The sequence below is a fragment of the Streptomyces sp. MGP-P1 genome, assembly GCF_057766565.1.
In genome coordinates, this window is sequence record NZ_JBYMEM010000007.1 from 307705 (window position 1) to 320525 (window position 12821).

General features: G+C 71.8%; 11 protein-coding genes and 1 pseudogene. 10 read left to right on the forward strand and 2 right to left on the reverse strand.

From position 1 onward, the window contains the following. Positions 1 to 82: 82 nt before the first annotated feature. The gene (locus tag AC3CH1_RS23035; RefSeq protein WP_003968811.1) at positions 83 to 364 is read left to right on the forward strand and encodes an HU family DNA-binding protein; all 282 of its coding nucleotides are present in this window, start codon (positions 83 to 85) and stop codon (positions 362 to 364) included. 138 nt (positions 365 to 502) lie between these two features. On the opposite strand, the gene AC3CH1_RS23040 is transcribed toward AC3CH1_RS23035, so the two are convergent. After that, entirely contained in the window at positions 503 to 985 is a 483-nt protein-coding gene (locus AC3CH1_RS23040; RefSeq protein ID WP_488464667.1) for a DUF2000 family protein, read from the reverse strand. Between the two features lie 67 nt (positions 986 to 1052). On the opposite strand from AC3CH1_RS23040, the gene AC3CH1_RS23045 reads away from it, so the two are divergent. Beyond that, positions 1053 to 1865, forward strand: a complete 813-nt coding sequence (locus AC3CH1_RS23045) for a helix-turn-helix transcriptional regulator (RefSeq protein ID WP_488466711.1) — start codon at positions 1053 to 1055, stop codon at positions 1863 to 1865. A gap of 127 nt (positions 1866 to 1992) precedes the next feature. Here the strand turns inward: AC3CH1_RS23045 and murA are convergent, their stop codons facing one another. After that, positions 1993 to 3333: a UDP-N-acetylglucosamine 1-carboxyvinyltransferase gene (gene murA, locus AC3CH1_RS23050; protein ID WP_467528657.1), complete on the reverse strand. Its 1341-nt coding sequence runs from the start codon at positions 3331 to 3333 to the stop codon at positions 1993 to 1995. A 287-nt stretch (positions 3334 to 3620) separates the two neighbouring features. Here murA and AC3CH1_RS23055 point away from each other — a divergent pair, with 287 nt between their 5' ends. The 8 genes and pseudogenes from AC3CH1_RS23055 to AC3CH1_RS23090 all read left to right on the forward strand — a co-directional run bounded on the left by AC3CH1_RS23055 (position 3621) and on the right by AC3CH1_RS23090 (position 12767). After that, on the forward strand, positions 3621 to 4181 hold the full coding sequence (locus tag AC3CH1_RS23055) for a YqgE/AlgH family protein (RefSeq protein WP_488464668.1): 561 nt from the start codon (positions 3621 to 3623) through the stop codon (positions 4179 to 4181). A gap of 122 nt (positions 4182 to 4303) precedes the next feature. Beyond that, positions 4304 to 4600 carry a DUF3039 domain-containing protein gene (locus tag AC3CH1_RS23060; RefSeq protein ID WP_006124925.1) on the forward strand — a complete coding sequence of 99 codons (297 nt, stop codon included), beginning with the start codon at positions 4304 to 4306 and terminating at the stop codon, positions 4598 to 4600. Positions 4601 to 4839: 239 nt separating this feature from the next. Next, positions 4840 to 6144, forward strand: a complete 1305-nt coding sequence (locus tag AC3CH1_RS23065; RefSeq protein WP_488464669.1) for an extracellular solute-binding protein — start codon at positions 4840 to 4842, stop codon at positions 6142 to 6144. Between the two features lie 2 nt (positions 6145 to 6146). Continuing rightward, a complete protein-coding gene (locus tag AC3CH1_RS23070; protein ID WP_488464670.1) occupies positions 6147 to 7127 on the forward strand; it encodes a carbohydrate ABC transporter permease in 981 nt (326 codons plus the stop codon). Then, complete coding sequence (locus tag AC3CH1_RS23075) at positions 7124 to 8029, forward strand: carbohydrate ABC transporter permease (protein WP_488464671.1); 906 nt, start codon at positions 7124 to 7126, stop codon at positions 8027 to 8029. Before AC3CH1_RS23070 ends, AC3CH1_RS23075 begins: the two co-directional genes overlap by 4 nt. Before the next feature lie 4 nt (positions 8030 to 8033). Continuing rightward, positions 8034 to 9700, forward strand: a pseudogene (locus AC3CH1_RS23080) (beta-N-acetylhexosaminidase). 353 nt (positions 9701 to 10053) lie between these two features. After that, positions 10054 to 10950: an FAD binding domain-containing protein gene (locus tag AC3CH1_RS23085; RefSeq protein ID WP_371623727.1), complete on the forward strand. Its 897-nt coding sequence runs from the start codon at positions 10054 to 10056 to the stop codon at positions 10948 to 10950. Next, positions 10947 to 12767 (forward strand): (2Fe-2S)-binding protein, encoded by a 1821-nt coding sequence (locus AC3CH1_RS23090; protein WP_488464672.1) that lies wholly within the window; start codon positions 10947 to 10949, stop codon positions 12765 to 12767. Before AC3CH1_RS23085 ends, AC3CH1_RS23090 begins: the two co-directional genes overlap by 4 nt. The last annotated feature ends 54 nt before the right edge of the window (positions 12768 to 12821 follow it).

Sequence of the window (12821 nt, forward strand, 5' to 3'; positions counted from 1 at the left end):
GGTCCGGGGACTGTCAGAGGGCCCTGGCAGCATCGGCTTCGATCTCACGCCTCACAGGCAAGAAGAACACGGGAGTAACAACATGAACCGCAGTGAGCTGGTGGCCGCCCTGGCCGACCGCGCCGAGGTGACTCGCAAGGACGCCGACGCCGTGCTGGCCGCGCTCGCCGAGACCGTCGGTGAGATCGTCGCCAAGGGCGACGAGAAGGTCACCATCCCCGGCTTCCTGACCTTCGAGCGCACCCACCGTGCCGCTCGCACCGCTCGCAACCCGCAGACCGGCGACCCGATCAACATCCCCGCCGGCTACAGCGTGAAGGTCTCCGCGGGCTCGAAGCTCAAGGAAGCCGCCAAGGGCAAGTAACCCTCAACGGCGCAACAGAGGGCGGCCACTCCCGACCAGGAGTGGCCGCCCTCGCGCATGCCGGAGGCACATGCGCCCCGCAGGAGCCCCCGCACCGTGCCCGGGGCATACGGGGGCCGTAGCGGGCACGCGGAGGGCTCAGGGGTGCATCCGCGCCCCCTTGAGGACCTTGTCCACGGCGTTGCGCGGCCCGTACACGGCGAGGCCCACCAGATCCAGGGCGTCCCGCCCCACCGCCCGTACGGCCGCCCGGTTGTCCCGGTCGTTCCCCGTGCCGAAGAGGTCCGCGGTGAACACGGCCGTCGCCAGCGACCGGGACAGCGCCCTGGCGTGCGCGGCGGTCACCGTCTCCTTCGCCCCCTCGAAGACCAGCACGGGCTGCCGGAGCATCGGCAGATACGCGGTGGAGTCGGCGTCCTCGTAGGGTTCGCCGATCACCTCGGGCACCGTCGTCCCCAGGCCGCTGACCAGAAAGGCGGTCACGTTCAGGCGCTGCCAGGACTCCAGGTCGTCACGGAGCAGCACCGCGACCTTCGTGTCGAAGCGGACGGGGACGCTCCCGGCCACCGTGGTCCCGCTCTCGGTCCCGCCCTGGGTTTCGGTCTCGTGCGTGTTTCTCATGGTTCGAGACTGGCCGGTGGACCCGGGCGCGGTCTTGTACGTTCTTGCCGTGGCGCCACGGCAGGAGATGAGGGACGTCGCGGCCTGGCGCCCGGCGGTCGCCGGCGTCGTGGAGGTCTTCCACGCCCGCTTCACCGAGCACGCCTACCCCATGCACGTCCACGACGCCTGGACGCTCCTGATCGTCGACGACGGCGCCGTCCGCTACGACCTGGACCGCCACGAGCGCTCCACCCCGGACGGCACGGTGAGCCTGCTGCCGCCCGGCGTCCCGCACAACGGCTCCCCCGCGACCAGCGACGGCTTCCGCAAACGGGTGCTCTACCTGGACATGACGCACCTCGACGCGAGCCTCGTCGGACCCGCCGTGGACGCCCCCGACCTCGCCGACCCGCTGCTGCGCACCCGCGTCGGCCGGCTGCACACCGCCCTCGCGGATCCGGGCGACGCCTTCGAGGCCGAGAGCCGCCTGGCGTTCATCGGGGAGCGGCTGCGGGGACACCTGCGCCCCGGGGGCCTCCCGACGGGCCCGCCGCCCGGCCGGGGCGTCGCACAGGATCTGCGCGAGCTCCTCGACGAGCGGCTGCGCGAGGGCGTCACCCTGGACGGGGCCGCCCGGCTGCTGCACGCGCACCCCACCCATCTCGTACGGGCCTTCAGCGCGGCGTACGCCATCGCGCCGCACCAGTACGTGACGTCCCGCCGCGTCGACCGGGCCCGCCGTCTGCTGCTCGACGGGATGCCGCCCGGCGAGGCGGCCGCCGCCGTCGGCTTCCACGACCAGTCCCACCTCACCCGCCACTTCAAGCGGATCGCGGGCACCACCCCGGGGCGCTATGCCCGCCATGCCCGCTCACGCGGCCTTCAGGGGCCCCTCTGACGCCCGACAGCCCGCCGCCCCGGCTCCGAGTCCGGAACCGGGGCGGCGGGCCGCTCACGCGGGAACCGCGCGGTGCGCAGTGCTGTGTGCGGCAGCACTGTGGGGCCTTCAAGGGCGCGCGGGGGGATCAGACGAGCGAACCGCCCGGCAGTTCGACCTTCGCGCCGAGCTTCTCCAGCTTGTCCATGAAGTTCTCGTAACCGCGGTTGATCAGGTCGATGCCGTGCACCCGGGAGGTGCCCTGCGCCGCCAGTGCCGCGATCAGGTACGAGAAGCCGCCCCGGAGGTCCGGGATGACCAGGTCGGCGCCCTGGAGCTTGGTCGGTCCGGAGACGACCGCCGAGTGCAGGAAGTTGCGCTGGCCGAAACGGCAGTCCGAGCCGCCGAGGCATTCGCGGTACAGCTGGATGTGCGCGCCCATCTGGTTGAGCGCGGAGGTGAAGCCGAGCCGCGACTCGTACACCGTCTCGTGGACGATCGACAGGCCCGCGGCCTGTGTCAGCGCGACCACCAGGGGCTGCTGCCAGTCCGTCTGGAAGCCGGGGTGCACGTCCGTCTCCAGCGCGATGGCGTTCAGCGCGCCGCCCGGGTGCCAGAAGCGGATGCCCTCGTCGTCGATCTCGAAGGCCCCGCCGACCCGGCGGAAGGTGTTCAGGAAGGTCATCATCGAGCGCTGCTGGGCGCCGCGCACATAGATGTTGCCCTCGGTCGCCAGCGCCGCCGACGCCCAGGAAGCCGCCTCCAGGCGGTCCGGGATCGCCCGGTGGGTGTAACCGTCGAGCTTGTCGACACCGGTGATCCGGATGGTCCGGTCGGTGTCCACGGAGATGATCGCGCCCATCTTCTGCAGTACGCAGATGAGGTCCTCGATCTCCGGCTCGACGGCCGCGTTGGACAGCTCGGTGACGCCCTCGGCGAGGACGGCGGTGAGCAGCACCTGCTCGGTGGAGCCCACCGAGGGGTACGGCAGCCGGATCTTGGTGCCGCGCAGCCGTTGCGGGGCCTCCAGGTACTGGCCGTCCGCCCGCTTCTCGATGGTCGCGCCGAACTGGCGCAGCACCTCGAAGTGGAAGTCGATCGGCCGACCGCCGATGTCGCAGCCGCCCAGGCCCGGGATGAAGGCGTGGCCGAGGCGGTGCAGCAGCGGGCCGCAGAACAGGATCGGGATGCGCGACGACCCCGCGTGGGCATCGATGTCGGCGACGTTCGCCGACTCGACGTGCGAGGGGTCGAGGATCAGTTCGCCCGGCTCGTCGCCGGGGCGGACGGTGACGCCGTGGAGCTGGAGGAGCCCCCGGACCACCCGTACGTCACGGATGTCGGGAACGTTGCGGAGGCGGCTGGGCCCGCTGCCGAGCAGCGCGGCGACCATGGCCTTCGGCACCAGGTTCTTGGCGCCTCGGACGCGGATCTCGCCCTCCAGCGGGGTTCCGCCGTGGACAAGCAGGACATCGTCTGTGCCGGTCATGTATCTCGCGTTCCGGAGTGGTCGGGCAGGGGGCCAACGAAAAGGGTAATGGCCTCCTACCCCCCTTCCGTAAGACGAAGGGGGGTGTACGAACGTCATGAATCCGCCACAACACCCTCCGCGCATCCGATCTTGCGGAGCGTTACCGTCCGGATGGCCCACCGCGCCTCCGCCCGACGGTGCGCTCCCCGTGCCTCCGTGCGCCCTGAGCTGCGCTCGCTCTCCTGAGGGCGGCATCACGGTCACTCACCCCCCGTGGAGGGTGAAGATGCGGGATCATTCCTGCCATGACGGAGGTGTCCTCGCTCACAGGGCGGCTGCTCGTGGCCGCACCCGCCCTCACGGACCCGAATTTCGACCGGGCGGTGGTGCTGCTCCTCGACCACGACGAGGAGGGCTCCCTCGGCGTGGTCCTCAACCGCCCGACCCCGGTCGGCGTCGGCGACATCCTCGCGTCCTGGGCGAGCCTGACCGGCGAGCCGGACGTCGTCTTCCAGGGCGGCCCGGTCTCGCTCGACTCCGCGCTCGGCGTGGCGGTGATCCCCGGCGACGAGGGCCCGCTCGGCTGGCGGCGGGTGCACGGGGCCATCGGTCTGGTCGATCTGGAGACCCCGCCGGAGCTGCTCGGCCCCGCCCTCGGTTCGCTGCGGATCTTCGCCGGGTACGCGGGCTGGGGGCCCGGTCAACTGGAGGGCGAGCTGCACGAGGGCGCGTGGTACGTGGTCGAGTCGGAGCCCGGCGACGTCTCCTCCCCGCGCCCCGAACGGCTCTGGCGCGCGGTGCTCCGCCGTCAGCGCAGCGAGCTCGCGATGATCGCCACGTATCCGGACGACCCTTCGCTCAACTGAGCGACGAACCGTCGCTCGGCCCAGGAGCCGTCCCGTCGTTCACCTGAGGGACGAACCTCCGCTCGACCCGGGGTGACCCTTCCCTCAACCGGAGGCCCCCTCTTTCAGTACCCTTGGCGGTTATGAGCACTCTTGAGCCCGATCGCGGGGCAGGTACGGGGACCCTCGTCGAGCCGACGCCGCAGGTGTCGAGGGGTGACGGCGACCACGAGCGCTACGCCCACTACGTCCAGAAGGACAAGATCATGGCGAGTGCCCTGGAGGGCACTCCCGTGGTCGCGCTGTGCGGGAAGGTCTGGGTGCCGGGGCGCGACCCCAAGAAGTACCCGGTCTGTCCCATGTGCAAGGAGATCTACGAGTCCATGGGCGCCGGCGGCGACAAGGACAAGGGCAAGGGCGGCGGCAAGGACAAGAAGTAGGTCCGGACCTCACCTGCCGGAAGGCCCCCGGGGCGTGCGACACCGCACGCCCCGGGGGCCTTCCGCTTGCCCGGTCACCCTCGGTGACCGGGCGCTCGCGTTGCACGGGATGCATCCGCTGGTCACAGAGTGGTCGAGACCACTTGTCGTCGCCGGAACGCGGATCTACTCTCCTGCCAGTTGTGCAGAACGAAACGCACGTTGCACATGATGCAACGCATGACCGGTAGGGGTTCCGGATGAAGCTTTCTGCCCGAATTGCCGCCCCGGCTGCGGCGCTTGTGCTGGCCGGCCTCACCGCCACCGCCTGCGCGCCGCAGACCTCCGACACCAGTGCGAAGGGTGACGACAAGAGCGGCACGCTCCGTGTCTGGCTCTTCCAGGAGGTCGGCAACAAGCCCAAGGAGAAGGTCGTCGACACGGCCGTCGCCGCGTTCGAGAAGGCCCACAAGGGTGCCGAGGTCGAGGTCGAGTACATACCGGTCGACACCCGCGCACAGCGGATCAAGGCCGCGTTCAACGACCCCAAGAGCGCCCCGGACCTCATCGAGTACGGCAACTCCGACACCGCCGGATACGTCAAGGACGGCGGCCTCGCGGACATCACCGAGGAGTTCGGCGCCTGGGACGAGGCCAAGGACACCGACCCCATCGCCAAGCAGTCGGTCACCGTCGGCGACAAGATCTACGGCGCTCCCTTCTTCGTCGGCGTCCGGGCCCTCTACTACCGCACCGACGTCTTCGAGGACCTCGGCATCGAGGCCCCCAAGTCGCAGGCCGAGCTGATCTCCACCGCCAAGAAGATCCGCAAGGCCAAGCCCGACCTCTACGGCCTCGCCGTCGGCGGCGCGTACACCTACGGCGCGATGCCCTTCATCTGGGCCAACGGCGGCGAGCTCGCGGGCGAGACCGGCGGGACGTACAAGTCGGGCATCAACAGCGAGAAGTCCCGCAAGGGCATCGAGGCCTACACCTCCCTCTTCGGCGACGACAACTGCCCGGCCGCCAAGTGCGCCTCCATGGGCGGCAACGCCACCGTGACCGCCTTCGCCTCCGGCAAGGCCGCCATGGCCATCGGCGGCGACTTCAGCCACGCGGCCGTCGAGGCGGGCGCGGTCAAGGGCAAGTACGCCGTCGTCCCGCTGCCCGGAGTCGCCAAGAACTCCATCGCCCCCGCCTTCGCGGGCGGCAACAACCTCGGCATCCTCAAGAGCAGTTCGCACCGCACCCTGGCCGTCGACCTGATGAAGTCGCTCAGCGGCAAGAAGGCCCAGGCCGAGATGTTCGACGCGATGGGGTTCCTGCCCACCTACACCGACGTCCTGGAGAACGCCGCGAAGAAGGAGCCCTTCGTCGCCCCGTTCGTCCAGACCCTGGGCGCGGGTGCCAAGTTCGTCCCCGCCTCGCCCGCCTGGGGCCAGATCGACGCCTCGCTGGTCCTGCCGACGATGTTCCAGGAGATCGTCTCCGGCCGTAAGGACGTGGCCGCGGCCTCGGACGACGCGGCGAAGAAGATGGACACGGCCTTCACCGACGCGGGCTGACGATGACCACGCACACCACCTCGCTCAAGGTGCCGCCCGCGGCCGGGAAGGGCGGCGGCGCCCCCGCCGGCCGGCCGCCCCGGCGCGGCCGGTCCGTCTCGCCCGCGAACCGCGCCGGCTGGACCCCGTGGCTCTACCTCCTGCCGGCGCTCGTCCTGCTCGCCGGGCTGCTGGTCTACCCGATCTACCAACTCGGCCTGATCTCGTTCCTGGAGTACACCCAGGCCCAGGTCAGCGGCGGCGAACCCACCACCTTCCAGGGCTTCGGCAACTACGCCACCCTCTTCAACGACAGCCAGTTCTGGCAGGTCCTCCTCGCCACCGTGGTCTTCGCCGCGGCCTGCGTGGTGTCGACCCTGATCGTCGGCTGCGCGCTGGCCGTCCTGCTCACCCGCGTCCGCGCCGTGCCCCGGCTCGCGCTGATGATGGCCGCGCTCGGCGCCTGGGCCACCCCCGCGATCACCGGCTCCACCGTCTGGGTCTTCCTCTTCGACCCCGACTTCGGCCCGGTCAACAAGATGCTGGGACTCGGCGACTTCTCCTGGATGTACGGGCGCTACAGCGCCTTCGCCGTGGTGCTCTTCGCGGTCCTGTGGTGCTCGTTCCCGTTCGTGATGGTCACCGTGTACGCGGGCATCCGGGCCATCCCGACCGAAGTGCTGGAGGCCGCCTCGCTGGACGGCGCGTCCCAGTGGCGGATCTGGCGCACCATCATGGCCCCGATGCTCAAGCCCATCCTGATCGTCGTCACCATCCAGTCGATCATCTGGGACTTCAAGGTCTTCACCCAGATCTACGTCATGACCATCGGCGGCGGCATCGCCGGCCAGAACCTGGTGCTCAACGTGTACGCGTACCAGAAGGCGTTCGCGTCCTCGCAGTACAGCCTCGGATCCGCGATCGGCGTCGTGATGCTGGTGATCCTGCTGGCCGTCACGCTGGTCTATCTGCGCCTCGTGAGGCGCCAGGGGGAGGAACTGTGAGCACGACGACCGGCAGTCCCGTACGCGGTCCCGCGAGCGGCGGAACGCGCCGCGGCGGCATCGCCAAGCTGCTGCGCGTCAAGCGGCCCGGCAGGCTGGCCGCGGAGGCCGCTGCCCTGCTGATCGCCGTGGCGGTCGCCTTCCCCCTCTACTGGATGGTGCTCTCCGCCTTCAAACCGGCCGGGGAGATCCAGTCCACCGAAGCCCGCCCCTGGACGCTGTCCCCCTCGCTCGACTCGTTCCGCCGGGTCTTCGAACAGCAGGACTTCGGCCGCTACTTCCTCAACAGCCTGCTGGTGGCGGGCACGGTGGTCATCCTCTCCGCGCTGATCGCCTTCCTCGCCGCCACCGCGGTGACCCGCTTCCGCTTCAAGTTCCGCACCACGCTGCTGATCATGTTCCTGGTCGCGCAGATGGTGCCGGTGGAGGCGCTGACGATCCCGCTGTTCTTCCTGATGCGGGACTTCGGGCAGCTGAACACGCTCGGCTCGCTGATCCTGCCGCACCTGGCGTTCTCGCTGCCGTTCGCCATCTGGATGCTGCGCGGCTTCGTCAAGGCCGTCCCCGAAGCCCTGGAGGAGGCCGCCTACATCGACGGGGCCAGCCGCACCCGCTTCCTGTGGCAGATCCTCTTCCCGCTGGTCTTCCCGGGCCTCGTGGCGACCAGCGTCTTCTCCTTCATCACCACCTGGAACGACTTCCTGTTCGCGAAGTCGTTCATCATCAGCGACACCTCCCAGTCGACGCTGCCCATGGCGCTGCTGGTCTTCTTCAAACCGGACGAGAACGACTGGGGAGGGATCATGGCAGCCTCGACGGTGATGACCATCCCCGTACTGGTCTTCTTCGTACTCGTACAGCGACGCCTCGTCTCCGGACTGGGTGGAGCGGTAAAGGACTGATGGCATGACACCCGAGGACTCCCTCTCCACGGGCGCCGTGGACACCGCGGCTCTGGGACTGATCCCGGCCCCGCGCACCGTGACCCCGGCCCCCTCCGGGCCGTACCCGCTGGCCCAGGGGACCCCGCTGAGCGCCGCCCCGGGCACGGAGGGCGTCGCCCGCTGGCTGCGCACCACACTCGGCGCGGCCACCGGACTCTCCCTGGCCGAGGGCACGGGCGACCGCGGCATCGTGCTCGCCCTCGACGGGGAAATGGCCCCGGAGGCCTACCGCCTCGCCGTCGGAACCGACGCCGTACGCCTCACGGGCGGCAGCGCCGCGGGCGTCTTCCGGGGGGCGGGGACCCTCCGCCAGCTCCTCGGCCCGGACGCCTTCCGGCGCGCGCCCCTCGCCGCGAGCCGCGCCTGGGAGGTTCCGGCGGTCGTCGTCGAGGACGAACCCCGCTTCGGCTGGCGCGGCATGATGCTCGACGTCTCGCGGCACTTCCTGCCCAAGGACGACGTCCTGCGCTACCTGGACCTGCTGGCCGCCCACAAGCTGAACGTCTTCCACTTCCACCTCACCGACGACCAGGGCTGGCGCATCGAGATCAAGCGCTACCCCCGGCTGACCGAGGTCGGCTCCTGGCGCTCGCGCACCAAATACGGCCACCGGGCCTCCGACCTGTGGGACGAGACCCCCTACGGCGGCTTCTACACCCAGGACGACATCCGCGAGATCGTCGCCTACGCCGCCGAGCGGCACATCCGGGTCGTCCCCGAGATCGACATCCCGGGCCACTCGCAGGCGACCATCACCGCCTACCCCGAGCTGGGCAACACCGATGTCATCGACACCACCGCCCTCTCCGTCTGGGACAACTGGGGCGTCAGTCCGAACGTACTCGCCCCCACCGACGACACCCTGCGCTTCTTCGAGGGCGTCCTGGAGGAGGTGCTCGAACTCTTCCCCGCCGAGACCTCCCCGTTCGTCCACATGGGCGGCGACGAGTGCCCCAAGGAGCAGTGGAAGGAGTCCCCGCTCGCCCAGGCCCGGATCGCCGAACTCGGCGTGAAGGACGAGGACGGGCTCCAGTCCTGGTTCATCCGGCACTTCGACGCCTGGCTCACCGAGCGGGGCCGCCGCCTCATCGGCTGGGACGAGATCCTCGAAGGGGGCCTCGCCGAAGGGGCCGCGGTCTCCTCCTGGCGCGGCTACGCCGGAGGCATCGCGGCGGCCGAGGCCGGGCACGACGTCGTCATGTGCCCCGAGCAGCAGGTGTATCTGGACCACCGTCAGGACGGCGGCCCCGACGAGCCGATGCCCATCGGCTACGTCCGCACCCTGGAGGACGTCTACCGCTTCGAGCCCGTCCCCCGGGCCTGAGCGAGGAGGCGGCCCGTCACATCCTGGGCACCCAGGCCAACGTCTGGTCCGAGGTCATGCAGAACCGGGCCCGCGTCGACTACCAGGTCTTCCCGCGCCTCGCCGCCTTCGCCGAGGTCGCCTGGTCCGCCCTGCCCGCCCCGGCCGACCGGGACTTCGCCGCCTTCGACGCCCGGATGACGGCCCATTACGCCCGGCTCGACGCCCTCGGCGTGGACTACCGCCCGCCGGGCGGCCCGCACCCCCGCCAGCAGCGCCCCGGCGTCCTCGGCTTCCCGCGCGAGGGAGCTCCCCCCGTGGTGTGACCCCCGCACCGCACCGTCCGGCCGCGGCCGTCCTCCGGGACCGCCGCGGCCGGCGCGCGTCCGGGCCCAACAGCCCGCAACGGCACGCGCCCGAGACCCCCGTCCCATGCGCCGACACGAGGCCGCGAACCGCAATAAGTCGCACAAGCCTCGCTGAAGAGTGGCAATTCACCTTCCCCGCCGAAGAAGGACGAAACCCGGCCATCTCGCAGGTCAGGGACGGATCCACCCTTCGCGGACCCTCGCGACGGTCCGATCGGAAGATGTGCCAGAGTTGCCACGTCCGGGCTGTGAACACGTACCGTACGGCGGAACAGGCGGGACAGCCGGGAGACCGGGAAGGGGCAGCTGGGTTGACCACGCACGCACCGCAGGCGATGCAGTCGGTGACGCTGCCGGCCTCGTTGGACGAGGCCGTGGCGGCACTCGGCGCCATGCCCGCAGCCGTTCCGGTTGCCGGGGGCACGGACCTGATGGCAGCCGTCAACAAGGGGCTCCTGCGCCCCTCGGGACTGGTCGGCCTCGGCCGGATCAGCGAGCTGCGCGGCTGGCACTACCAGGACGGCCACGCGCTCCTGGGCGCCGGCCTCACCCACGCCCGCATGGGGCGCCCCGACTTCGCCGCCCTGATCCCCGCCCTCGCAGCCTCCGCCCGCGCCGCGGGGCCGCCGCAGATCCGCAACGCGGGCACGCTCGGCGGCAACATCGTCACCTCCGCGCCCACCGGCGACGCCCTGCCGGTGCTGGCCGCGCTGGAGGCCGAGCTGGTCATCGCGGGCCCCGACGGCGCCCGCCGCGAGATCCCCGTCTCCCACCTGCTGGCCGGCCGTGAACTGCTGGAGCCCGCGGAGCTGATCGGCTTCGTCCGCGTACCGCTGCTGCATGCCCCTCAGGTGTTCCTGAAGGCCACCGGCCGCACCGGCCCGGGCCGCGCCACCGCCTCGGTCGCCATCGTCCTGGACCCGGCCCGCCGGGGCGTGCGCTGCGCGGTCGGCGCCATCGCCCCGATGCCGCTGCGCCCGCTGGAGGCGGAGCGCTGGATCGCCTCGCTGATCGACTGGGACGGCGAGCGGGGCCTGGCCCCCGACGCGCTGGCCGCCTTCGGCGAGTACGTCGCCGCGGCCTGCATCCCCGACCACGCACCACCCGCCGACGGAACAGAGGCCCCGCCGCTGTCCCCGGCCGTACTGCACCTGCGGCGCACCGTCGCCGCGCTCGCCCGACGCGCGCTGGGGAGGGCACTGTCGTGAGCAATGAGGAATTCCCCGACCAGCACGGGCGGCAGGGCCACCCCGAGGGCCCGGACCCCCGTTACGGCGGCTGGGAGCCGACGCCGCAGGGCGACGGGTTCGACGCCGACGCCACCGCGTTCGTCCACCTCCCGCCGGAGGACCTGGCGAACATCCCCCTGGCCGCTCCCGGCCAGGGGTACGTCCCGCCGATGATCCTGCCGCTGACCCCGGCCGCGGGTCTGGACCCGGCGGCGACGGGCAGCTGGGTGCTCCAGACCCAGACCCAGCAGGCACAGGCCGAGCAGCGCGCCCAGGAGGCCGCCGCCGCCCACGAGTCCGCCGCCCAGGAGTCCGGCGCGGTCCACTGGCCGGACCCGAACCAGCAGGGCGGGCAGGGCGGCTACCAGGGCCCGTACCAGGACACGTCGCACGCCACGGCCCAGTGGAACTTCACCGAGACGTTCGGCGGGACGGCGGCCTCGCAGACGGCGGCGGCCCCGGAGGGCGGACACCCGGGCCACGCCGACCGGGCGAACCATGCCGACCGGGCGAACCACGCCGACCGGGCGAACCACGGAGACCACGCCGGTCAGGTGGACCACGCCGGTCACCCCGGCCAGACCGGTCACCTCGGTCAGACCGGTCACACCGGCGAGTGGACGATTCCGGTGGCGGACGGGGATCTCCCGGACGAATCGGGCGAGTTCCTGGCCTCGGCGCAGGCACCGCAGTGGTACGCGGACAGCGCCCGCCCGGCGACGCTCCCCGGCGGTGCCCCCGCCCCCTGGGCCACCCCGGTGCCGGAGCCGGAGCCGGAGCCGGTGGCCGACCCCGTACCCATGGCGGAGCAGACCCCCGAAGCGGAACCGGCGACGGACGAACCGGCGCGGGACGAACCGGCGCGGCAAACAGCCCGGGCGGCGGAGGCGGAGCCCACCACCGACACCGCCGCCACCACCACCGACGTCGAGGCCCCCGCCGCCGAGGAGCCCACCGCCGAGGAGCCCGACGCGGCACCCGAGGTGGCACCCGCTCCCGAGGCCGAAGCTGACACGGCCCCGGACACGGCCCCGGACGGAGCCCCGGAACCGGAGCAGGACGCGACTCCGGACGCGGCCCCGGACGTGATTCCGGACGCGGCCCCGGACGTGATTCCGGACGCGGCCCCGGACGTGATTCCGGACGCGGCCCCGGAAGCCGACGTCATCCCCGCCCCCGCCCCCGCCCTCCTCGACGCACCGAGCGAGCACCCGTCCGCGTCCTACCTGCTCCACGTGAACGGCGTGGACCGCCCGGTCAGCGACGCCTGGATCGGCGAGTCCCTGCTCTACGTGCTCCGTGAGCGCCTCGGTCTGGCCGGGGCCAAGGACGGCTGCTCGCAGGGCGAGTGCGGCGCCTGCAACGTCCAGGTCGACGGGCGGCTGGTCGCCTCCTGCCTGGTCCCCGCGGCCACGGCGGCGGGCAGCGAGGTGCGTACGGTCGAGGGCCTCGCCGTGGACGGCGAACCGTCCGACGTCCAGCGCGCCCTGTCCGCCTGCGGAGCCGTCCAGTGCGGCTTCTGCATCCCCGGCATGGCGATGACCGTCCACGACCTCCTGGAGGGCAACCACGCCCCCAGCGAGCTGGAGACTCGCCAGGCACTCTGCGGCAACCTCTGCCGCTGTTCCGGCTACCGGGGCGTGCTCGACGCCGTCGCGGACGTCGTCGCGGCCCGCGAGGCGAGCGCCGAGGCGGCCACGGCGGCCCAGGACGAGGCCCGCATCCCGCACCAGGCCGAGCCGGGCGCCGGCGGCGTGCAGCGGGGACCCCACCCGCACGAGGGAGAGGCGCTGTGAGGCACGCCCACGGCCCCGCCGCACAGCAGCGGCACACGCAACACCAGCACCAGG